Consider the following 22,464-nt stretch of genomic DNA (forward strand, 5'->3'; position numbering starts at 1 on the left):
CTCAGCTCACCGTCATGGCCATGGCCTGCAAGGTATCCGGCGACGCGCACGGCAGCTCCAGGGCCTGCAGACCGGCCGGCGGCGGCGCCGTGCGGCCCGGCGCATGCAGATAGCGCGCGGTGTCCCGCAGTCCCTGCAGTTCGCATTCCCGCTCGACCAGCGCGAGCAGCGCCGCATCGTCCGCGCTGCCGCTCAGTGAACGCATGCAGAGCCACTCGCCCGCCCTGGCCAACAGCAGGCTGCTGCGCCCCGGCTCGGCGAGCACGAAGAGAAAGTCGTCCGCCGGCAGTTGTCCGGCGAAGCGATTGAAGGCCGCCATCAGGTAAGGCTGCACCGAGCGCAGGCGCAGCCCGGCGTCCTGCAAGGCGAGTCGCAGGCGCTCCAGCAGTCCCCGTTCGATGGCCGCCGCCAACCGCGGCTGGCCGGCCGGTGCCGGTGACAGACGCAGCAGCCAGTCGTCGGCGAGCGCGCCGTAGATCTCCTGGAAACGGAAGCGCGCGTAGGCTTCGAGCTCCTCCGGTGCGCCAAGCGCTTCGCTCCAGGGAATCAGCGCGAAACGCACGAAGCGGCTCGACAGCACCAGGCTCAGGCTGCCGCGCCCGCATTCCTGCTCGCCGAGCAGACGCTCCAGCGCTTCTGCCGCCCCGCTCCAGGCCGGTCCCTCGGCCTGGCCGTACTCGGCGCCGCCGAGCAGTTCCAGCCCGCCGCGCCGCCGGCGAAACAGCGCCAGGCGCGTGGCGCCGAGCACGGCGATGCGCCGTTCAGCCCGCGAAAGTGACACGGTTGATCTCCTCCAGGCTGGTTCGCCCGCTGCGCACCAGTTCCAGCGCCGAATCGCGCAGCAGGCGCAGACCACGGCGGCGGGCCAGTTCCTTGACCCGGGTGATCGGCTGGCGTTCGACGATCATCTGGCGGATCTCGTCGTCGAGCAGCAGCAACTCGGCGATCGCCTTGCGCCCGCGATAGCCCGAGCCACGGCAGCGCCCGCAGCCGCTGCCGTGGACGAAACCGAAATCGCCGACTCCGGCCGGGTCCAGCCCGGAAGTCAGCAGTTCCTCCTCGCCCGGCTCGACCGGCGCGGCGCAGTCCGGGCAGACCAGGCGCACCAGGCGCTGGGCGAGCACCGCGTTGAGCGCGGAGACGAAGCTGTAGGGATCGACCTCCATCTGCACGAAGCGGCCGATCACGTCGAACACGTTGTTGGCGTGGATGGTGGTGAACACCAGGTGGCCGGTGAGCGCCGACTGCACGGCGATCTGCGCGGTTTCCGGGTCGCGGATCTCACCGACCATGATCTTGTCCGGGTCGTGGCGCAGGATCGAGCGCAGGCCGCGGGCGAAGGTCAGGCCCTTCTTCTCGTTGACCGGGATCTGCAGCACCCCCGGCAACTGGTATTCCACCGGGTCCTCGATGGTGATGATCTTGTCCACCCCGTGATTGATCTCGGTGATCATCGCGTACAGGGTGGTGGTCTTGCCGCTGCCGGTGGGGCCGGTCACCAGCACCATGCCGTAGGGTTCGGCGGCCAGCCGGCGCAGATTGCGCAGGGTCGCTTCCTCGAAGCCCAGCGCCTCCAGGCTGACGCCGCTGACGCGGTCGGCCAGGTCCTGCTTGTCGAGCACCCGCAGTACCGCGTCCTCGCCGAAGATGCTCGGCATGATCGACACCCGGAAGTCGATCTGCCGGCCGTGGATACCCACCTTGAAGCGACCGTCCTGGGGCACCCGCTTCTCGCCGATGTCCAGCTCGGCCATCACCTTGATCCGCGAGATCACCTGGTCGGCGGTCTCGCTGCCCTGCACCCGGCCGATGGAGTTGAGCACCCCGTCGATGCGGTACTTGATCACCAGGCCGTTGCCGGTCATGCCCAGGTGGATGTCGCTGGCGTGCAACTTCAGCGCGTCGTAGAGGGTCGAGTTGACCAGCTTGACCACCACGCTGGAGTCCTCGCTGATCCGCGCCAGCGACAGATTCTCCACCGCCTCGGCCTCGACCGTCCCGGCGGCGTCGGCGCCCAGCGACTCGACGGCCTGGAAGGCCTCCTCGTGGCGCGCCAGGTAGCCGGCCAGGTCGGCCGGATGCACCAGATACAGCGGCGCGCCCTCCAGGCAGGCGTCGATCCAGGCCAGGCGGTCGTCGTCGAAGGGATCGGCGAACACCCCGACCTCGCGCTCGTCCAGGCGCACCACGGCGAATTCGCGCTTGAGCGCCTGGGCCAGCGCCAGCCGCTCGAATGCCGGACGGCAGGCGAACAGGGTCTCGCCGACCAGCACCGGATAATGCAGGGTCGCCCCCAGACGGCGGACGAACGCCTCCGGCGCCAGCCCGGCCAGCGTCTCCAGCGCCTCCAGCGCCCGCCCACCGTCGCGCGCCGCGCGCTCGCGGGCCTCGCACAGCAGCTCCGCCGCGAAACGGCCCTCATCCCGCGGCGCCCCGTCGGCCGCATGTTCCGGAGAAAGATTGTCCATTTTCAAGACGCTCCTCATTCGACTTCCATCGCCCGGCGCCGCTACTCGCCACCCAGCCGACGCGCCACCTGCGGCTTGCACACCACCCGGCCCAGATCCGCCAGCGGAAAGGGCTTGAGCAGGATGTTGACGATGCCGCGGCGCGCCGCCTCGTCGCAGATCGCCCCGCCCGGATGGCCGGTCATCAGCACCCGTTCGCCGAGGTAGCGGCCGTGCAGGGTATCGAGCAACTGGAAGGCGTCCATGTCCGGCAGGCGGTAGTCGAGCACCAGAATGTCCGGCCCGAAACTCGCCGCCAGGGCGAGAGCGCCGGCCCCGTCGTGGGCGACGCATACCTCGCAGCAGCGCGTTTCGAGATAAACCCTGAGGTTTTCCGCCAGGACCGGCTCGTCCTCGACAAGCAAGACTTTCCTGATCGCCACGACGACTGACTCCCGTTCTACAAACCGTGCCCATTGCCGAAACGCGTAAACGCGCACCGGCTCGCCCCTTGCACAGCCCGCGCCAGTCTTGAGTGCATCTATATCATTTTGATTTTGCAGAAATTTTTCTGCCCCACCGAAACCCCGAATGCGGGGAAACACCACCGTTTCCCCAATCCGGGAGCCGCTGGCCGCCCAGCCTCTCCGCGGACGGCCCCCGGCCGGGGCCCCGGATCAGGCACCGGCGGCAGGCGTCGCGGTTTGTCGGCATTCGCCGGGGCGAGCGTTCGATAGGCTTGCCCGGCGTGGGCCGATTCACGCCATGGCGTCAGGAAAGGACGACGGCGAGCGAGCGGATCGACGCGGACGGAAGACAGGAAGGATCGGGCCCCGGACTACCGCACGATTGAAAAATCACGACGTTACTCTATAACGAATCAGACGCCGGGAAAGCCTTCCCACGGGCCCTCTCCACCAACCGACGCTGGATTCAGTCAGCGCCGGTACCCCCGCTGCTCGCCAGGCCATTCGTTAGCTTGCGCGGGCCGGCGCGCCGGCCTCGTTCCCGTACATGCAACCGGAGCCGCCATGAAAAACACCCCAGCGATCCCCGACAGCTATGCCGCCTGGCGTCACTGCATCACCGTCGAATGCGGCATCCCGCTGACCGAGGAATTCATCCGGAAACGCCTGGCGATACTCGGCAACCCCGACGAACACGAGACCCGGCGCTTCGCCGCAGCCTATGGCGCCGAGCACCTGCGCGCCGTGCTGTCCTGGTTCGAACGGGCCGCCAGGGAAATCGATGGGCGGAGCGATGACACACCCTAACCCGCTCCTGTCGAAGCACTGCCGTCAGGAGCCCGGCGAACGATTGACGAACGGCTCCCTGGCCAGCAATTCGGCGAACATCCGGGGATTTGCCCAGTCTTCCTCGACCCTCGCGGAAAAACCGATCTCTTCGAGCCTGATGATGCCCATTCTCGGATTGCCGGCATCCTCGCGAAAACACTGGGCATAGCCTGTGTCGGTTTCATGCACGATCACCGAGTACAGCCGCACGCCCGACTCTCCGTTGACCATTTCCGTGTTCGCCAGCACCGCATCGATCAGGCGGAAAAACACCCGCGAGAGCTGTTCCGCGCTGGGCGATACCGGCAGCATCACCCAGCGTTCGGAGAAGCGCTTGCACTGTTCGATGTAGGCCGGGTCGTCGCCGCTCCAGAAAACCACCGCATGGTCGAAGGCATCGATGAAATCGGCGACCGCTCCCTTGAGCAGGGCGAAGTCGTAGACCATCTGGCCACGATCCAGGGCATCCGCCTCGATCAGCACCTCCACCCGGTAGGAATGGCCGTGCAACGACCGGGAACAGCGCCGCGTCGTGCAATGGCGCACGATGTGGGCACTCTCGAACTTGAACAGCTTGCGAATCAGCACAAGATGGCCTCGCCCGCGAGGCCGGGCGTTCGCGCCTCGCCGATGTTCAGCGCCACGGCCTGCGGTAGCGCCAACGAAAACGCACCGCCGCCGTGCTCGATGAGGATGCCGATGCAGCGCTCCAGCGAGCCGAACAGCACCCGGTGCAATATCGGCGGGCACCGGCGCATCCCATCGCTCGGGCGCAGCCTGTAGTCCTCGCCCCGCCTCCTGATCGTCTCGATGAACTCACAGCCCTTGTCGGTCAGTTCGCGCATACGCTGCTCGATGACATCCAGATCGTAAGGAATGAAACGGAGAGCGATCGCGCATATTTGCATACGGTCCCGTCGGGGGAGAGAGATACGAATCATCGGATGTTCCATGCAATCCGGAATTGAAACTTCTTCCCGGTGCGGCCACGGGCGACCGACGGACCGCCCGTCGAACTCGCGGCGAGCGTTGTCAACGGGGACCTTTCAGAACTCGTTCTGCAAAGCCTTGTAGCCACTTACCAGGTCGATGTTGGTGCGCGCGACGTCCTCGGAGAATTCCGAGGCGGAAGCGCTGACTGGCGGATAGCGGTCGAGGTCGGTATGCGGGCCGATATGCTCGGTAGGCGGTACGTAGAAGTTGTCCGGCAGGTCGCGACCATCGACCACCGAGTTGTGCCGCACCACGCTTCCGTCGCCGATGCGGCAGTTGAACAGCACGCTGTTGAAACCGATGAACACCCGATCCCCGACCACACAGGGGCCATGCACGATGGAGCGATGGGCGATCGAGCTGTACTCGCCGATGATGACGGCCGCACCGGATTTGGAGTGGATCACCACGCCGTCCTGGATATTGGAATTGGCACCGATGACTATCGCCTCCATCTCACCGTTGTCATCGACCTCGTCGGCACGGATCACCGCGTAGGGACCGACGAATACGTTGTCCTGGATCAGGACCTTGCCACAGACGATCGCGGTCTTGTCGACATAGGCCGATTCGGCGATCACCGGCAGATGGCCGGAAGGATTCTTGCGGATCATGCTGGGGCTCCTTGGGGAGTGGATGGCGCTTCGGGGTAGCGACGACACGGGGCCGTGCCGCCGGGATCGAACGGAACAGCACGGCGGCCGGCATGGCGCCGGGAGGCCGCCACGCGGCGCGCCCTGCTGCCCGGAATATGGCGGGAACGACCGGGATGGAAACGGCGGCACGGCCAGGCAAGGGACCGCTCAACTCGAACTGCTCGCCACCGCATCGTGCGGATGCAGGCTCTCGACATGCCGAACGCTCACGCTGAACTGCGAAAATCCCTCCGCGACGGCCTGGCGGATCTTGCGCGCGGCATCCTCGACATACATCAGGTTCTGGCCGTTCAGACGGGCGAAGGCCTGCTCGTCGGCGCGCTTGACCGCTGTCTGCACGGGAGTCCCCAGGCAGGTTTCGATCCGCTCGATCAGCGCGAGCAGGCCAAGGCGGGTGGCGCCCTCGGGAATGCGCACACGCACCTCCGCCACGCTGCGTTGGCTGTGAGGCGTCGCCAGGGTCGCATTGCGCTGCAGCCAGGCGGCAACCGCCGCAGGCTCGACCTGCCCAGCGGCACTGAACCGCTCGACGAATGCCTGCTCGATGAGCTGTCGAGTCAAGGCAGCGGAACAGGGACAGGTGGACGAATAGCCGATCTGTAGCGTGGCATCCAGCGACAGCCGGCCCGCCTCCCAGACGGCCTCCAGCCGGACGGGATAGGATTTCCAGCCGCTCAGGCCTTGGGTCAGCAAGGCCGGACGCCGGCACAGCAGGGAAAACGCCAGCGTCAAGCGGGCCCGGGTCGAATTGCAGTCCGCGTGGCTGAACACCATTTCCCGCAGCAGCACCGCCAGCGACGCGGGATTCAGCCTGTCGCGCCCGGCGAAGCCGTCCAGAAGCCGGTACAGGCGGGACATGTGAATGCCCTTGATGGCGGGGTCGGGCAGATCGACCTGAACCTCCGCCCGCGCATGGACGGGATACGCGAACTCCGGCTCGTCCAGCAGGATCGGCACATCGATGCCGTCCATGCCCACCCAGTCCAGGGGGGCACGGGTAGCGGACAGCTCCGTCAGGGCGACATCGGGCAGCGGGATACTCATGGCTGTACTGGTCTCGTTGGGTCTGGCAAGGCTCAGGGCTCGAGCATCATGCGACTGCCGGCAGCCTTCGGTTCTAGTGGGGATTCCCCACAAAGTATGTGTTATAACATAACAAAAGCATCGCCCTATGAACAGGCAAAGCAACACTCTGTGGACTCGCCATATGCACAGACGCCGTTTACTGAAACTCTTGCTCGCCGGTCTCGCCCTCCCCTTTCCCGCCACCGCTCACCCGGCCCGGCAACTCGTCGGCATCCGTAGCTGGCGCAGTTCGGGCAAGCTGCGCGTGGTGCTGGATCTCAGCGGCCCCGTCGAGCACCGGACCTTCGAACTGGCCGCGCCACGGCGGCTGATCGTCGACCTGGACGACACCCGCCTGAACACCAGCCTCGCCGGACTGCCGCTCGCCCAAGGACCGATCCGCTCGCTGCGCAGCGGCCTGCAGGGCGCCGGTACACGGCTGGTGTTCGACTTGAACGAGCCGGTCCTGGTGAACAGTTTCCTGCTGGCGCCTGGCGAAGGGAGAGGACATCGGCTGGTGCTGGACTTCCAGCTGCGCACGCCGCCGGTCCAGGCCGCAGTCATCGCGCGCCCGGCGGCCATCGGCGACGGACAACGAAACATCGTCGTGGTGATCGACGCCGGTCATGGCGGCAAGGACCCCGGCGCGGTGGGCCCCAAGGGCGAGCAGGAAAAAGCGGTAGCACTGGCCATCGCCCGCCTGCTGGCGAAAAAGGTCGATGGCCGGAGCGGCTTCAAGGCCCGCCTGGTACGCAACGAAGACGTTTTCATACCGCTGCGCAAACGTGTCGAGGTGGCCCGCCGCTACAACGCCGACATGTTCATCTCCATACATGCCGATGCCGCCCCGCGTCGTACCGCGTCCGGCGCATCGGTCTTCGCCCTGTCGCAGGGAGGCGCCACATCCACCATGGCGCGCTGGCTCGCCGAACGGGAAAATCGCGTCGACCTGCTCGGTGCGCAGCGCTCACTTTCCCTGAAAGACAGGGACCCGATGCTCGCCGGCGTCATCCTGGACATGTCCATGACGGCGACCATCACCACCAGTCTCGACCTCGGCAAGAACATTCTCGACAGCCTGCAAGGCGTTGCCGGCGCTCACCAGAAGCGCGTCGAGCAGGCCGGTTTCGCGGTGCTCAAGTCGCCGGACATTCCGTCGGTACTGGTGGAAACCGGCTTCATGTCCAACACCGTCGACTGTCGCAAACTGGTCGACCCGCGCCACCAGCGGAAGGTGGCGAACGCCATCTTCGACGGCCTGTTCCAGCACTTCCAGGCCAGACCGCCGCAGGGCACGCTCCTGGCGAAGATGAAAGAAAGCCAGGACGCCTGAAACCGCCGGCAGGGAGCGGGCGGCGCGCGCTGCCGGAGCAGCGCCACGCCGTCGCGGAGCGCATCTAGTCGCATCCCTTCAGGCGGTTGCAGGATACCCGCCCGCGATCGCCGGCGGAGGTGGAAAAGCGGCTGATGACGTTCCAGCCGAGCTGGCGGCTCATGCCGATCCACAGGTTGCCATCGCTGCTCACGCCGCTGAAGAACTGGACGCGCCCGAAGCGCGTGCTGGTCTGCGCCCAGAAAAGGCCGCTGGCGGCGTCGTAGCCACGCAGAAACAGATCGTTTCCCCGCCGTGCCATGCCGTAGTGGCCGCCACGACCGTCGTCGCAATGCAGCAGCGTGGCGCTGCGCGTACAGCGGACGGCGACTCCGGACAGCACCGGTATCTCGGCTCCCGCAGGCGCGATGCCGCTCAGCGACAGGCTCAGAAACAGCGACGGCAGCAAACGGACAGTGTTCGCCATGGCTCCGCCCTCCCGGTCGCTCATTGAAATCATTCTCTGCGCACGAGGATGAAACTATATAACATTTTCCGGGAGAGCCTCCATGCCAGGCGGCGACAGCGAAGCTGCCGCCGTGCAACATGAACGTGCCTCATGCAAAAGCGGCCCCACCTCGAAAGCCGTGCAGCTTTGCTATTATCTGCACCCTTTCCCCCGGCTTTACCCAGGTATTTCCTTCATGTCCGACCGCGCCGCCCGCCTCCAGGCCCTCCAGCAAGCCCTCAAGGAACGCATCCTGATCCTCGACGGCGGCATGGGCACCATGATCCAGAGCTACAAACTGGAGGAGTCCGACTATCGCGGTACACGCTTCGCCGACTGGCCGCAGGACGTCAAAGGCAACAACGACCTGCTGCTGTTGACCCGCCCGGACGTGATCCAGGCCATCGAGCAGGCCTACCTGGACGCCGGCGCCGATATCCTCGAAACCAACACCTTCAACGCCACCCGGGTGTCCCAGGCCGACTACGGCATGGAAGAGCTGGTCTACGAACTGAACGTGGAAGGCGCGCGCCTGGCCCGCCAGGTGGCCGACGCCAAGAGCGCCGAGAACCCGGCCAGGCCGCGCTTCGTCGCCGGGGTGATCGGCCCGACCAGCCGCACCTGCTCGATCTCCCCGGACGTCAACAACCCCGGCTATCGCAACGTCACCTTCGACGAACTGGTGGACAACTACACCGAGGCCACCCGTGGCCTGATCGAGGGCGGCGCCGACCTGATCCTCATCGAGACCATCTTCGACACCCTGAATGCCAAGGCGGCGATCTACGCCGTGCAGCAGGTGTTCGAGGAGGACGGCGTTTCACTGCCGATCATGATCTCCGGCACCATCACCGACGCCTCCGGCCGCACCCTGTCCGGGCAGACCACCGAGGCCTTCTGGAACTCGGTGCGCCACGCCGAGCCCATTTCCGTGGGCCTGAACTGCGCCCTCGGCGCCAAGGACCTGCGCCCCTATCTGGAAGAGTTGGCGACCAAGGCCGACACCCACGTCTCCGCCCACCCCAACGCCGGCCTGCCCAACGCCTTCGGCGAATACGACGAGACGCCCGCGCAGATGGCCGAGGTGATCGAGGAATTCGCCGCCGCGGGCTTTCTCAACATCGTCGGCGGCTGCTGCGGCACCACCCCGGCGCACATCCGGGCCATCGCCGAGGCGGTGGCCAAATACCCACCGCGCGCCATCCCCGAGATCCCGCGCGCCTGCCGCCTGTCGGGCCTGGAGCCCTTCACCATCGACCGCGACTCGCTGTTCGTGAACGTCGGCGAGCGCACCAACATCACCGGCTCCGCCCGCTTCGCCCGGCTGATCCGCGAGGAGAACTACGCCGAGGCGCTGGACGTGGCGCGCCAGCAGGTAGAAGCCGGCGCCCAGGTGATCGACATCAACATGGACGAGGGCATGCTGGATTCGAAGGCGGCGATGGTCACCTTCCTCAACCTGATCGCCTCCGAGCCGGACATCTCCCGCGTGCCGATCATGATCGACTCCTCCAAGTGGGAGGTGATCGAGGCGGGCCTCAAGTGCATCCAGGGCAAGGGCATCGTCAACTCGATCTCCATGAAGGAAGGCGTCGAGCCCTTCAAGCACCACGCCCACCTGTGCAAGCGCTACGGCGCCGCCGTGGTGGTGATGGCCTTCGACGAAGCAGGCCAGGCCGACACCGCCGCGCGCAAGCGGGAAATCTGCCAGCGCTCCTACGACATCCTGGTCGACGAGGTGGGCTTCCCGCCGGAAGACATCATCTTCGACCCGAACATCTTCGCCGTCGCCACCGGCATCGAAGAACACAACAACTACGCGGTGGACTTCATCGAGGCCTGCGCCTACATCCGCGACAACCTGCCCTACGCCTTGTCGTCCGGCGGTGTGTCCAACGTGTCCTTCTCGTTCCGCGGCAACAACCCGGTGCGCGAGGCGATCCACTCGGTGTTCCTCTACCACGCCATCCGCAACGGCCTGACCATGGGCATCGTCAATGCCGGGCAACTGGAGATCTACGACGAGATCCCCGAGGAGCTGCGCGACAAGGTCGAGGACGTGGTGCTCAACCGCCACCCCGGCGCCACCGAGGCGCTGCTGGCCATCGCCGACCGGTACAAGGGCGACGGCACGGTCAAGGAGGCCGAAACCGAGGAGTGGCGCGGCTATCCGGTGGGCAAGCGCCTGGAGCACGCGCTGGTCAAGGGCATCACCACCTGGATCGTCGAGGACACCGAGGAATGCCGCCGGCAGTGCGCGCGGCCCATCGAGGTCATCGAAGGCCCGTTGATGAGCGGCATGAACGTGGTCGGCGACCTGTTCGGCGCCGGCAAGATGTTCCTGCCCCAGGTAGTCAAGTCCGCGCGGGTGATGAAACAGGCGGTGGCCCACCTGATCCCCTTCATCGAGGCCGAGAAGGGCGACAAGCCGGAAGCCAAGGGCAAGATCCTCATGGCCACGGTGAAGGGCGACGTGCACGACATCGGCAAGAACATCGTCGGCGTGGTGCTCGGCTGCAACGGCTACGACGTGGTCGACCTCGGCGTGATGGTGCCGGCTGAGAAGATCCTGCAGACCGCCCGCGAGGAAAAGTGCGACATCATCGGCCTCTCCGGCCTGATCACCCCGTCGCTCGACGAGATGGTCCACGTCGCCCGAGAAATGCAGCGCCAGGGCTTCGCCCTGCCGCTGATGATCGGCGGCGCCACCACCTCCAAGGCGCACACCGCGGTGAAGATCGAGCCGCAGTACGCCAACGACGCGGTGGTCTACGTCACCGACGCCTCGCGCGCGGTGGGCGTGGCCACCTCGCTGCTGTCGAAGGAGCTGAAGCCCGACTACGTGGCGAAGATCCGCACCGACTACGCCGAAGTGCGCGAACGCACCGCCAACCGCGGCGCCCGCGCCGAGCGCCTGAGCTACGCCCAGGCCGTGGCCAACAAGCCGCAGCTCGACTGGACCGGCTACCGGCCGCCGCAGCCCGCCTTCACCGGCGTCAAGGTGCTGGAGGACATCGACCTCGCGGTGCTCGCCGGCTACATCGACTGGACGCCCTTCTTCATGTCCTGGGACCTGGCCGGCAAGTACCCGCGCATCCTCGAGGACGCAGTGGTCGGCGAAGCCGCCAGCGCGCTGTTCAAGGACGCCCAGGGGATGCTGAAGAAGCTGATCGACGAAAAGCTCATCCGTGCCAAGGCCGTCTTCGGCTTCTGGCCGGCCAACCAGGTGCGCGACGACGACCTGGAAGTCTACGGCGACGACGGCCGACCGCTGGCCACCCTGCACCACCTGCGCCAGCAGGCCGCCAAGCCCGACGGCAAGCCCAACCAGTCCCTGGCGGACTTCGTCGCGCCGAAGGACTCGGGCGTCACCGACTATGTGGGCGGCTTCATCGTCACCGCCGGCATCGGCGCCGAGGAACTGGCCAAGGCCTACCAGGACCAGGGCGACGACTACAGTTCGATCATGGTCAAGGCCCTGGCCGACCGCCTTGCCGAAGCCTGCGCCGAATGGCTGCACGAACGGGTGCGCAAGGAATACTGGGGCTATGCGCCGAACGAGCGGCTTTCCAACGAGGAACTGATCAAGGAGCAATACAAGGGCATCCGCCCCGCCCCCGGTTACCCGGCCTGCCCCGACCACACGGAAAAAGGCACCCTGTTCCGCCTGCTCGACCCGCAGGGCACTAGCGGCGTGACCCTCACCGAACACTACGCCATGTTCCCCGCCGCCGCCGTCAGCGGCTGGTACTTCGCCCACCCCGAGGCGAAATACTTCGCCGTCGGCAAGATCGACCGGGATCAGGTGGAAAGCTACTCGCAACGCAAGGGACAGAGCGTCGAGGAGAGCGAGCGGTGGCTGATGCCGAACTTGGGATATGAGGCGACAACCCCGTAAGGTGGACGACGCCGCAGGCTTGTCCGGCGCGGTGGATGGCTTCGGCCATCCACCCTACGCCAAGCAGCACTGCCTCCTGTAGGAGCGAATCCATTCGCGACCGAAATACGAGCACGAACTTCGCAGCCCCCCTCACTGACGACGATGCTCGACCAACGATGGCGTGTCATCCGTATATCCAAAGGACTGCTGAACATGAAAACCCTGTCCCCTGCCGAGATGCTCAAACCGCGCAAGCGCAGGCTTCGCAAGAAACTGCGCTTGAGCGAATTTCAGGAGTTCTACTTCCGGGTAACCCTGCAATACGAGCGCACGCAGATCGATCTGGATACCCTTCTCGACCTGTGGATCGATTTCGTCGAGGCGCACAAGTGGAGCTTTGCGGGCGGAGGCTCGCCCGAGAGCGGCGCATGCGACGGCCTGCTCTGCCTGTCGGACAGGGGCAGCATGACCGAGGCCGACCGGGAACTCGTCAGGGAATGGCTCGACCGGCACCCCTGGTGCCTGAAGGCCGACATAGGTCCGCTCAAGGATTGCTGGCACGAAGTGGAGCCGGACTGAAGTCCATTGACGTCTTCGAAAGACCGGGCAACCGGAACCCGCTGCCGACCGCAATGCCCGACCGACCATGACGGCCCGTACCCATACCTCCCGCTGTCTGGCCACGAAGTGCCACGGCCTCGGTGGACAACGCCGCGGGCTTGTCCGCTGACCGCTCCTCCTGCAGGAACGAGTTCATCCGCGACCTGAGCGGGCGGGGTATCGGTGTTGCACGGGTCGCGGATAAATCCGCCCCCACCCCAAGCGCCCATCCCTCAGGCACCGCTCCCCTGCAGGAACAAATCCATTCGCGATCGGAACGATCACGAACGCCGGAGAATACGTCCCTCGCCGGCAACGATGCCCGACCGATGACGACGGCTTCCCCGTACCAACCGCCATCTGGCCATGAACCACCACAGCCAATAGCATGACGCCATAACGGAAAGCCGGGGCAGGCCCGTCCGTCCAGGACCAGCCCCATTTCCCGACCACCGCCTTTCAATCCGGATTTCGGAAGAATCCTGTGAAAATACCCAGGCGCAAACCTTCCCACCGCTTGGCTGCCGCGTACATAGCGCTCGGAGGACTTTTCTATGGACTCTCGTCGCTGCCCGCGAACGCCGCCGAGCGGCTGGACATCATGCACTGGTGGGTTTCCAGCGGCGAGCGGGCCAGCATCGAGGTGCTGCGCGAGCGAATCCGCGCCCAGGGCCTGGAGTGGCGCGAGCAGGCCGTCGCCGGCAGCGGCACCGCCCGCTATATCAACGAGTTGCGCAAGCGCGTCGCCGGCGGCCGGCCGCCCAGTGCTTCGCAGATGATCGGCTTCGACATCCAGGAATGGGCCAGGGCCGGCCACCTGGAGTCGCTCGACGAAGCGGCGGCGCGCAACGAATGGGACGAGGTCGTGCCCTTCGGCATCCAGGCGCTCTCGAAATACCAGGGGCACTGGTACGCCGCGCCGATCAACACGCACTCGACCAACTGGCTGTGGATGAATCAGCGCCTGCTGGAGAAACTCGGCTCGCCGCCCGCCCCGGATACCTGGGACGACCTGGTCCTGCTGCTCGAACGCGCCAGGACCGCCGGCATGCTCCCGCTGGCGGTCGGGCGGGAAGCCTGGGAACACACCTTGCTGTTCGAATCGGTCGCGGTGTCGACCGGCGGCGCCGAATTCTATCGGCGCGCCTTCGTGGAACTCGATGCCGAGGCGCTGCCCCTGCCGCTGGCGATCCGCATCTTCGAGCGGATGCGGGTGCTGTCGCGCTTCGTCGATCCGGGTTTTCGCCGGCGCCGCTGGGACCAGGCCACGGACCTGGTGCGCAAGGGCGAGGCCCTGCTGCAGGTGCAGGGCACCTGGGTCGACGGGGAATTCGCCCTGCACGGCATGCAGCCGGGCAGGGACTTCCAGTGTTTCCGGTTTCCCGACACCCAGGGCGTGGTGCTGTTCAACAGCGATCAGTACGTGCTGTTGAAGAACGGGCCGGGCAGCCAGGCGGCCCGGCGGATTCTGCTCGACACCCTGATGGACCCCGACTTCCAGGCCGCGGTCAATCGCCGCTCCGGCGCCATCCCGGCACGCGTCGACGTGCCCAAGGACGGCTTCGACGCCTGCGGCCAGCGGGCCATCGACGACATGCGCGGCGCCAACATGAGACGCACCATGATGGGTTCGATCGCCATGGGCAACGCCAACCTGCCCGCCGTCAAGACCGCCATCTACAGCGTGGTGAGCCGCCATCTCGAAGGCGAACTCGACGACGTCCGGGCGGCCGAAGCGCTGCTGCGGGCGCTTTCCGGAGAACCCTGATGTCGGTCCTGACGCCCTTCGCCAACCTGCGCCTGACCACCAAGATCCTGCTGCTGGTCGGCCTGCTCGGCAGCATCGCGCTGGCCATCTCGATCTACTCAATGGCCAACATGCGCAGTGTCGACCGCGGTTATCGCGGCCTGATCGAACGGCAGGCGCAAAGTGCCCTGCTGCTCAGCGATGCGGCGCTGTTGCTGAGCGACTCCAGCAAACTGGTCTACGCCGTGCTGACCGAACAGGAAGAGCACAAGATGCGCGCCGTGAACGGCGTCGTGAGCGGCTTGCAGAAGGAGTTCGACGCCACTCTCGCGCGGATACGGCCCTTGATCCCCGGGCGGGCCGCAGCCCTGGACGCCATCGCGGCGCAAGCGCCCGCCGTGTTCGAGCATGCGCGCGCCATCGTCGAGGCGGCGGCGCGCTGGCGGGGCGACCGGGCGCTGCGGATCATCCACGAAGGCTTCGAGCCGGCCCTGCGGGCGCTGCAGGCGGACATGGAAGCTTTGCGCGGCGCCTCGATCGCCGAGTTCGGCCATGCCTCGGTCGAACTGAACCGGACCACCAACCGCACCATAGTCGCGGCGGCCATCGCCGTCGTCGGCGGCCTGCTGCTGGTGCTGGCGCTGTCCGGCTACCTGAGCATCACCCAGATCTCGCGGCCGATCGCCGCGCTGACGCGGATCATGGAGCGCCTGACCGACCGTCGTTACGACGATGCCATCCCCGGCACCGGACGGCGCGACGAGGTCGGCACCATGGCCCAGGCGCTGCAGGTGTTCAAGGACTCCATGCAACGGGCCGACCGGCTTTCGATCGAAGTGGCGAAGAGCGAGCAGGCGCGCCTGCTGTCCGAGCAGATCGCCAGGGAGAAGACCGCTTTCCTGGCGCTGATGAGCCACGAGATCCGCACGCCCTTGAATGCGATGCTCGGCATGACGCAACTCGCGCTGAAGTCCGAGCTGTCGCCACCGCAGCGCATGCGTATCGAAACCATCCTGCGCGCGGGCCGGCACCTGCTGTCGATCATCAACGACATCCTCGACCTGTCCAAGATCGACAGCGGCAAGCTGGTTCTGGAGAAGACCGACTTCGAGCTGGAGCACCTGTTGGCCGATGTCGTCGGCATGCTGGCCGACAAGGCGGCGGACAAGGGGCTGCCGCTGCACGTACGGGTGGCCGACGGCGCGCCCCGGATGCTGGTGGGTGACCCGATGCGGATCAGCCAGATCCTGCTCAACTACCTGGACAACGCCATCAAGTTCACCCAGCGGGGAGAGATCGCGCTGGAGATCGAGGTCCGCCCCGACGGCACGGAATACTGGCTGCTGACCGGCAGCGTACGCGACACCGGCATCGGCATGGATGCGCAGCAGGTCGCCAACCTGTTCCAGGCCTTTCGCCAGGCCGATGCCTCCATCACCCGCCGTTTCGGCGGCACCGGGCTCGGTCTGGCGATCTGCCGGCGCCTGGCCGAATCCATGGATGGCAGCACCGGCGCCAGCAGCACGCCGGGCGCCGGCAGTACCTTCTGGTTCAGCGCGCGCCTCGGCCGTTCGGCGCTGAGCGAACCGGCGCCGCTGTCTATGGTCCGGCCCGAGGAGAACGCGGGGCCGGACGGCCCGGCTCCGGCCGCCCCGTCCTGCGCGCCCGGACAGGACGCCCGCGCGCTGCACGGACGTCGGGTACTGCTGGTCGACGACAATGCCCTGAACCGGACCGTGGCGACCGGACTGCTGGAGTCCGGCGGGCTGCTGGTCGATGCGGTCGACGACGGCCAGGCCGCGCTCGATACCCTGCGCGCTGCGCCGGACGGCCGCTATGCCGCGGTGCTGATGGACATGCAGATGCCGGTCATGGATGGACTGACCGCTACCCGCCTGCTGCGCACTGAGCCCCGTTTCGCCGGGTTGCCCATTCTCGCCATGACCGCCAACGCCACCCGGGAGGACATCGCGGCCACCGTGCAGGCCGGCATGAATGCGCACATCGCCAAGCCGATCGATGAGGGCGCCTTGTGGGACATCCTGCTGCACTGGATTTCCCGCGAGGCCGTGGAGGCCGGTTCCGAGCGGAACATCCCGGCTCCCACCGCCGCGGAAACGGACGATGCGCCGCCCATGGAGATATTCACTCCCGCCCCGCTGCGGGAGTTGCGGCAACGCCTCGCTCCGGCGCGTTTCGAGGCCCTGCTGGCGATGTTCGAGGAAGACTGCCGGGCCCGCTGCCTGCGGATCGGCGAAGCGGCCTGGGCCGGCCATGTCGATGCCTTGCGGCAGGAAGCCCACGATCTGGTCAGCACCGCCGGCAGTTTCGGTCTGCTCGCCCTCCTCGCGCTCGGCCTCGAACTGCGCCGCGCCGCGCAGGCCCATGACATGCGGGCGACCCGCCACGTCGCGGCGCGCATCGAGCGCGCCACCGGCGAGGGCCTGCGGGCGCTGCGCGCCACCTTTCCCCCGCCCCGGCCCGCGGACGCCGAACGATGAGCGATATCGTCGATCCTTCCTGCGGACCCGCCACGCGCCAGACGGTGCTGATCGTGGACGACCTGCCCGTCAACCTGGCCTTCGTCGCCGGGGTGCTGGAAGCCGAATGCGAGGTCATCGCCGCCAGCGACGGGACGAGCGCGCTGAGGCTGGCCGCCGAGGCGCTGCCCGACCTGATCCTGCTCGATGTCCGGATGCCCGGCATCGGCGGCTTCGAGGTCTGCCGGCGCTTGAAAGCCAGCGCGCTGACCGCGCCCATCCCGGTGATTTTCCTGACCTCGCTGTCGGACCCCGACGACGAAGCGGAGGGCCTGGAAATCGGTGCGATCGATTACATCGTCAAGCCCTTCAACGCTCCGGTACTGCGCGCCCGCGTGCGCAACCACCTCAGGCTGGCGCGCCAGCACGAGCTTCTGGAACGGATGGCGCAGTGCGACGGCCTGACCGGCATCGCCAACTGGCGCGCCTTCGACGCCTTCCTGGAACGCCAGTGGCGGCACCAGGAAAGACTCCGGCGTCCGCTGGCCGTGCTGATGATGGATGTCGATCACTTCAAGGCCTACAACGACGCCCTGGGCCACCTGAACGGCGATCGTTGCCTGCGGCAGATCGCGCGCGCCGTCGCCGACGCACGCCTGCGCGGTCCCGGCCTGGTGGCCCGCTTCGGCGGAGAGGAGTTCGCCTGTGTCCTGCCCGACATCGACGCCGGCGCCGCCCTGCATGTCGGGGAACGCATGCGCGAGGCCGTCGAGGCCCTGCGCATCCCGCACCCGGCCTCCAGCACGGCGCCGCGGGTGACGCTCAGCATCGGTGGCGCGACGGCGATTCCGGGGCCCGGACTGGATGCCGGCGCGCTGCTCGAAATGGCCGACGAGGCGCTTTATGCCGCCAAGCGCGCGGGACGTGACCGGGTCGTCATACGTACCTGAAGGGCACCTCTAAAAACGTAGGCGAGGCAGTCAGCGCAAGGCAAAAACAGGCGAAAAGCGGAGTTTACGCGCTGTAAATGAGCATTTTGAGCCTGTTTTTAACGCAGCGATGACCACGCAGGTAGTTTTTAGATGTGCCCTGAAGGGCTTCAGAGCAGCGGAACGACCCCGGCCCCGCCCTGCAGGATCGGGCGCAGCAGGATCTGGTAGCTGTCGGCATCGAAACGCGGGAGCGGCCCGGCGGGAGCCTTGCGGGCCGCCTTCAGGCTGGCGTAGGTGCCGAGAAAATGCCAGCGGTCGACCACATGGTAGTCGCGCAGCCCTTCGCCATGCTCGTGCAGGGCGACCGGCCCCGGGTACGGCCAGCAGAAGAGTTGCCACTCGGTCAGTGCGGCGAGCAGCCGGGCGGCGTGCGCCTCATGGCTTTCGCGGCCGGCGCAGGCCCCGGCGCATCTGCCGATCTGCGTGCGGAAACAGGCGCGGCCCGGTTCATGCCGTTCGAGCCCCAGCAGGCCGAGGCACAGCCGATGCCGGTCGGCCATCTCCAGGAGCCGCTCGCCGGCCACGCGCCGGCTCCTGAACAGGCCGTACAGGGCTTGTTCCCGGTCGGGCGGAACGGCCTCGACGACCTCGGGCCTGCCGTCCGCCAGGCGGATCGAATACAGCCGGCGCTGGCAGCGCAGACGCTTGTTGTAGAGCGGCTGCAGCTCCTTGATCAGGCGCGACTCCAACAGCAGGGCACCGATCTCGCCGGCCGTGCGGATATGCTCGATGCGGCGCGTCTGGCGCAGCAGGCGGGCCTCCTCGGGCGTGCGCAGGTGGGCGAGCAGGCGGGCGCGAATGTCCACGCTCTTGCCGATATAGAGCGGCAGGCTGTCGCTATCGCCATAGAACAGATAGACGCCGGGCGCTTTCGGCATGGACGCGATCCGTTCCCGGAGATGCTCGGGGTATTCGTAGAGTTCGGCGGGGCGAAGGGGGCGTTTGGTCGGCAGCATGCCGCGCTTTATAGCGGGACGGGCGAGACGACGCCATGGGGAAGCGCCCGAACGGTAAGGCGGACATGGCAAGCGGGGTTCCCCGGACAGGCATTGACCGAAGGGCTTTGCTTTGGGGCACGGCTTATGGCTAAATGGAAAATAATTTCTATCCATAAAAATAATGGAAAAAATTATCCATGAATCTGGACAAAGACCTCGAACGCATCGCCCTGCAGGAAGCCCGTCTCCAGTTCCGCAGCTTCGATGCCCATAGCGCCTGGGTCCTCGGCTCGCGCCTGCGCGCCCTCGCCGAGCAACGGAATCTGGCCATCACCATCGAAATTCAGGTCAATGGAAACCCGCTGTTCCTCAGCGCCATGCCGGGCACGGCGCCGAACAACCTCGACTGGGCCCGGCGCAAGAAGAATGTGGTCACGCTCATGCGGCGCAGTTCGTACGCCGTCGGCCTGCAGTTACAAAAGGACGGCACGAGTCTGATCGAGCAGGCCGGGCTGGAACTTCGCGACTACGCTGCGCACGGCGGCTGTTTCCCGATCCTGCTGCGCGGAACCGGCTGCATCGGGACCGTCGCGGTGTCGGGGCTGCCGCAGCGCGACGATCACGAACTGATCGTGGAAGCGCTGGCCGGAATGCTGGAGGAACGGCTCGAAGAACTGGCGCTCGACAATCTGGCCTGACAGCGCGCCTCCGAACGCGCCCGGCCCCGGGGCCGGGCACTCCCGAAAGCGGGGCTATAAACCCGCTCCGCGGAATTCGCGATCAGTGCGAGGAGCACTTGTCCGTCTTGAGGCAACTGTTGATGGTCTCGGGTACCGGCATGCCCACCTCCAGCAGCGCGTTCAGGCGCGGGATGTCGAAACCGCAGATACGGGTCTCGCCCACCTCCAGCAGCGGGCGCTTGATCAGCAGCGGCTCGGCGAGCATCTTCTCGATCAGTTCGTCCCGGCTCAGGGCGGCGACGTCCACCTCGCCGGATTTGATCTTCGGCGCGGCGGCATTGACCATGGCGTCCTTCTCCAGTCCGGCGAAGAAAGGCTCCAGGCGCTCGCGCGTCCAAGGCGTGCTCAGCAGGTCCCTGACCTGCAGCTCGATACCGTGCTCCTGGAGCAGGGTCTTCTGGCGGCGGTTTCCGCCACAGCCGGGTTTTTCGTAGAAGATGACGGTTTTCACGGCAGCTTGGGCAGTCATGGCGATCCTTTTGGCGATCAACGGGTTGATTGCGGGATCTTAACCAAGGCCGTCCGCCCGGTCAGCAGGATCGAAGCTGCCGGCCGGCGAATCGGCGCCCTCTCGCCAAGGGAAGAGGAAAGAAAGCCGTGCTGCCGCCCGTCCCGGCAGGCGATTTCAGCCGAGCGCCGTGTCGAGAAACATCATCACCGCGAAACCGGCCATCAGGCCCAGCGTCGCCGGTGTCTGGTGGCCGTTGCGATGGCTCTCCGGAATGATCTCGTGGGAGACCACGAAGACCATGGCGCCGGCGGCCAGGCCCATGCCTATCGGATAGGCCAGGGCGAAGCCGCTGGAGATGCCGACGCCGACCAGCGCGCCGAGCGGCTCCATGAGGCCGCTGGCCATGGCCATCAGCAGCGAACCGCTCATGGGCATCCCGATGGCGCGCAGGGCCATGGCCACGGCCAGGCCTTCCGGGATGTCCTGGATGGCGATGGCGCTGGCCAGCGGAATGCCCACGCCGAGGTCGCCGCCGGCGAAGCCGACGCCGATGGCCATGCCCTCCGGCAGGTTGTGCAGGGTGATGGCCAGCACGAACAGCCAGATCCGGCCGATGCGCTCGCTGTCCGGCCCGCAGGGGCCGGTGGTGGCATGCGAATGCGGGGTGAAACGGTCGAGCCCGAGCATCAGCAGTACCCCCAGCATCAGTCCGAAGACCACGCAGGCGGCGGCCTGCGGGCCGCTACCGGTGATCGTCCTGGCTGCCTCCAGGCCGGGCAGGATCAGCGAGAAGGAACTGGCGGCGAGCATCATGCCGGCGCCGAAGCCGAGCATGATGTCCTGGATGCGCACGCTGATCCGCCGCAGGGCGACGGCCGCCAGGGCGCCGAGAGCGGTAGCGGCGAAACCGGCCCCGCCGCCGTACAGCGCATGGCGCAGGTTGTCCGGCTGGGTGTCGGTGAAGGCGTTGTACAGGCTGCTGACGAGCAGCGCCAGCACGGCCAGCAGGGAAAGCGCCAGGCCGGTGGTGACCGCCGGGCTGGCTTCGGCCTGGGCCAGCAGGGCGGCACGGAAGCTCGGGGCCGAGGTGACCTGGGGAGTGCTGCTCATACCGTCGCTCATGGTCATGACTCCGCGGATTGGCGACCGGGAAGAGGATTTTCCGCTACCCGCTCCTTTCGACCGCGGGAAACGGACAGTCGTGCCCTTTTCCGCCCCCGCGGCTGCAATGCATCTCGAAGAACATAACCCGTGCTCTCCTCCCTGTCGCTCCGGCTGCCGCTCGGCGGCGCCAGGTGGTAGCATCCGCGCCCCATGAAAATCGCCGACTTCCACCAGCGCCTCGCCGACCTCGGCGCCAAATCCCCGCATATCGGACGGATCGACCGTGCCTGGCTGCACGGCTGGCCGCTGGATACCGGCACACGCCAGCAGCAGGCCCGGGACTTCCTGCCGCTCGGCGTGCGCGAGGCCATGCCCGAACTGCACGCGACGGTCGCCGGCCTCGCGCGGCTGCGCTCCGAGCACCCGGCGGCCGACGGCTCGGCGCGCCTGCTGGTCGAGCTGGGCGACGGGCAGATGGTCGAGAGCGTGCTGCTGCCGCGCGACGGACTCTGCGTGTCGAGCCAGGTCGGCTGCGCCGTGGGCTGCGTGTTCTGCATGACCGGCAGGAGCGGCCTGCTGCGCCAGCTCGGCAGCGCCGAGATCGTCGCCCAGGTGGCGCTGGCCCGCCGCTTCCGCCCGGTGAAGAAAGTAGTGTTCATGGGCATGGGCGAGCCGGCGCACAACCTCGACAATGTACTGGAAGCCATCGATCTGCTCGGCACCGCCGGCGGCATCGGCCACAAGAACCTGGTGTTCTCCACGGTGGGCGATCCGCGGGTCTTCGAGCGCCTGCCGCAAGGGCGGGTCAAGCCGGCGCTGGCCCTGTCCCTGCACAGCAGCGACGCCGGCCTGCGCCGGCGGCTGCTGCCGCACGCCCCGCGCCTCGATCCGCAGGAACTGGTCGAACTGGCCGAGGCCTACGCACGACGGACCGGCTACCCGATCCAGTACCAGTGGACACTGCTCGAAGGCATCAACGACAGCCTGGAGGAAATGGACGGCATCCTGCGCCTGCTCAGGGGCAAGTACGCGGTGATGAACCTGATCCCCTACAACAGCCTGGAAGCCGACGATTACCGGCGCCCCGACGGCGAACGGATCGTCGGGCTGGTGCGCTACCTGCACGGACGCGGCGTGCTGACCAAGGTGCGCAATTCGGCGGGCCAGGACATCGACGGCGGCTGCGGACAATTGCGCGCGCGAGCCATGCAACCGGCCAGGAGCCGGCCGTCGCGCATGCGCTGAAGCGCCACGAC

The 22,464-nt window shown here is 67.0% G+C and carries 20 protein-coding genes; 9 read left to right on the top strand and 11 right to left on the bottom strand.

The window, feature by feature from the left end; all coding sequences use genetic code 11:
* Window position 1: 1 nt before the first annotated feature.
* From AVCA_RS13265 to AVCA_RS13275, 3 genes are read right to left on the bottom strand one after another with little or no spacing between them, the layout of a single operon-like run.
* Entirely contained in the window at window positions 2-781 is a 780-nt protein-coding gene (locus tag AVCA_RS13265) for a hypothetical protein (RefSeq protein WP_236616163.1), read from the bottom strand.
* Window positions 762-2,468, bottom strand: a complete 1,707-nt coding sequence (locus AVCA_RS13270) for a GspE/PulE family protein (RefSeq protein WP_012701471.1) — start codon at window positions 2,466-2,468, stop codon at window positions 762-764. The genes AVCA_RS13265 and AVCA_RS13270 overlap by 20 nt, the downstream gene beginning before the upstream one ends.
* Window positions 2,469-2,509: 41 nt before the next feature.
* Entirely contained in the window at window positions 2,510-2,890 is a 381-nt protein-coding gene (locus AVCA_RS13275; RefSeq protein ID WP_012701472.1) for a response regulator, read from the bottom strand.
* Window positions 2,891-3,478: 588 nt separating this feature from the next.
* Here AVCA_RS13275 and AVCA_RS13280 point away from each other — a divergent pair.
* Complete coding sequence (locus AVCA_RS13280; protein WP_012701473.1) at window positions 3,479-3,721, top strand: hypothetical protein; 243 nt, start codon at window positions 3,479-3,481, stop codon at window positions 3,719-3,721.
* Window positions 3,722-3,745: 24 nt separating this feature from the next.
* On the opposite strand, the gene AVCA_RS13285 is transcribed toward AVCA_RS13280, so the two are convergent.
* From AVCA_RS13285 to folE2, 4 genes are all read right to left on the bottom strand, one after another.
* Window positions 3,746-4,330, bottom strand: a complete 585-nt coding sequence (locus AVCA_RS13285; protein WP_012701474.1) for a 6-pyruvoyl trahydropterin synthase family protein — start codon at window positions 4,328-4,330, stop codon at window positions 3,746-3,748.
* Complete coding sequence (locus AVCA_RS13290; protein ID WP_236616164.1) at window positions 4,324-4,683, bottom strand: hypothetical protein; 360 nt, start codon at window positions 4,681-4,683, stop codon at window positions 4,324-4,326. Before AVCA_RS13290 ends, AVCA_RS13285 begins: the two co-directional genes overlap by 7 nt.
* Before the next feature lie 105 nt (window positions 4,684-4,788).
* Window positions 4,789-5,349: a gamma carbonic anhydrase family protein gene (locus tag AVCA_RS13295; RefSeq protein WP_012701476.1), complete on the bottom strand. Its 561-nt coding sequence runs from the start codon at window positions 5,347-5,349 to the stop codon at window positions 4,789-4,791.
* A 189-nt stretch (window positions 5,350-5,538) separates the two neighbouring features.
* Window positions 5,539-6,435 (bottom strand): GTP cyclohydrolase FolE2, encoded by an 897-nt coding sequence (folE2, locus tag AVCA_RS13300; protein WP_012701477.1) that lies wholly within the window; start codon window positions 6,433-6,435, stop codon window positions 5,539-5,541.
* 163 nt (window positions 6,436-6,598) lie between these two features.
* On the opposite strand from folE2, the gene AVCA_RS13305 reads away from it, so the two are divergent.
* Window positions 6,599-7,789 (top strand): N-acetylmuramoyl-L-alanine amidase, encoded by a 1,191-nt coding sequence (locus AVCA_RS13305; protein WP_012701478.1) that lies wholly within the window; start codon window positions 6,599-6,601, stop codon window positions 7,787-7,789.
* A gap of 64 nt (window positions 7,790-7,853) precedes the next feature.
* Here AVCA_RS13305 and AVCA_RS13310 read toward each other — a convergent pair whose 3' ends face one another.
* Window positions 7,854-8,255, bottom strand: coding sequence for a hypothetical protein (locus tag AVCA_RS13310; RefSeq protein ID WP_231876200.1), 402 nt, complete (start codon window positions 8,253-8,255; stop codon window positions 7,854-7,856).
* Window positions 8,256-8,472: 217 nt separating this feature from the next.
* Here AVCA_RS13310 and metH point away from each other — a divergent pair, with 217 nt between their 5' ends.
* The 5 genes from metH (at window position 8,473) to AVCA_RS13335 (ending at window position 17,933) form a co-directional block, all read left to right on the top strand.
* On the top strand, window positions 8,473-12,174 hold the full coding sequence (gene metH, locus AVCA_RS13315; RefSeq protein WP_041807243.1) for a methionine synthase: 3,702 nt from the start codon (window positions 8,473-8,475) through the stop codon (window positions 12,172-12,174).
* 195 nt (window positions 12,175-12,369) lie between these two features.
* The gene (locus tag AVCA_RS13320) at window positions 12,370-12,735 is read left to right on the top strand and encodes a YggL 50S ribosome-binding family protein (RefSeq protein ID WP_236616166.1); all 366 of its coding nucleotides are present in this window, start codon (window positions 12,370-12,372) and stop codon (window positions 12,733-12,735) included.
* 622 nt (window positions 12,736-13,357) lie between these two features.
* Entirely contained in the window at window positions 13,358-14,524 is a 1,167-nt protein-coding gene (locus tag AVCA_RS13325; protein WP_012701484.1) for an ABC transporter substrate-binding protein, read from the top strand.
* The gene (locus tag AVCA_RS13330; protein WP_012701485.1) at window positions 14,524-17,004 is read left to right on the top strand and encodes an ATP-binding protein; all 2,481 of its coding nucleotides are present in this window, start codon (window positions 14,524-14,526) and stop codon (window positions 17,002-17,004) included. Before AVCA_RS13325 ends, AVCA_RS13330 begins: the two co-directional genes overlap by 1 nt.
* Window positions 17,001-17,933, top strand: a complete 933-nt coding sequence (locus AVCA_RS13335; RefSeq protein WP_012701486.1) for a diguanylate cyclase — start codon at window positions 17,001-17,003, stop codon at window positions 17,931-17,933. Before AVCA_RS13330 ends, AVCA_RS13335 begins: the two co-directional genes overlap by 4 nt.
* Before the next feature lie 149 nt (window positions 17,934-18,082).
* Here the strand turns inward: AVCA_RS13335 and cho are convergent, their stop codons facing one another.
* Window positions 18,083-18,931: an excinuclease Cho gene (gene cho / locus AVCA_RS13340; RefSeq protein ID WP_012701487.1), complete on the bottom strand. Its 849-nt coding sequence runs from the start codon at window positions 18,929-18,931 to the stop codon at window positions 18,083-18,085.
* A gap of 179 nt (window positions 18,932-19,110) precedes the next feature.
* Here cho and AVCA_RS13345 point away from each other — a divergent pair, with 179 nt between their 5' ends.
* Entirely contained in the window at window positions 19,111-19,611 is a 501-nt protein-coding gene (locus AVCA_RS13345) for a heme-degrading domain-containing protein (protein ID WP_012701488.1), read from the top strand.
* An 82-nt stretch (window positions 19,612-19,693) separates the two neighbouring features.
* Here the strand turns inward: AVCA_RS13345 and AVCA_RS13350 are convergent, their stop codons facing one another.
* Window positions 19,694-20,122 (bottom strand): ArsC/Spx/MgsR family protein, encoded by a 429-nt coding sequence (locus AVCA_RS13350; RefSeq protein WP_012701489.1) that lies wholly within the window; start codon window positions 20,120-20,122, stop codon window positions 19,694-19,696.
* Between the two features lie 156 nt (window positions 20,123-20,278).
* On the bottom strand, window positions 20,279-21,214 hold the full coding sequence (locus AVCA_RS13355) for a ZIP family metal transporter (RefSeq protein ID WP_041807566.1): 936 nt from the start codon (window positions 21,212-21,214) through the stop codon (window positions 20,279-20,281).
* A 204-nt stretch (window positions 21,215-21,418) separates the two neighbouring features.
* Here AVCA_RS13355 and AVCA_RS13360 point away from each other — a divergent pair, with 204 nt between their 5' ends.
* Window positions 21,419-22,453 carry an RNA methyltransferase gene (locus tag AVCA_RS13360; protein ID WP_012701491.1) on the top strand — a complete coding sequence of 345 codons (1,035 nt, stop codon included), beginning with the start codon at window positions 21,419-21,421 and terminating at the stop codon, window positions 22,451-22,453.
* The last annotated feature ends 11 nt before the right edge of the window (window positions 22,454-22,464 follow it).

It is taken from the genome of Azotobacter vinelandii CA, from assembly GCF_000380335.1.
Taxonomy (GTDB): domain Bacteria; phylum Pseudomonadota; class Gammaproteobacteria; order Pseudomonadales; family Pseudomonadaceae; genus Azotobacter; species Azotobacter vinelandii.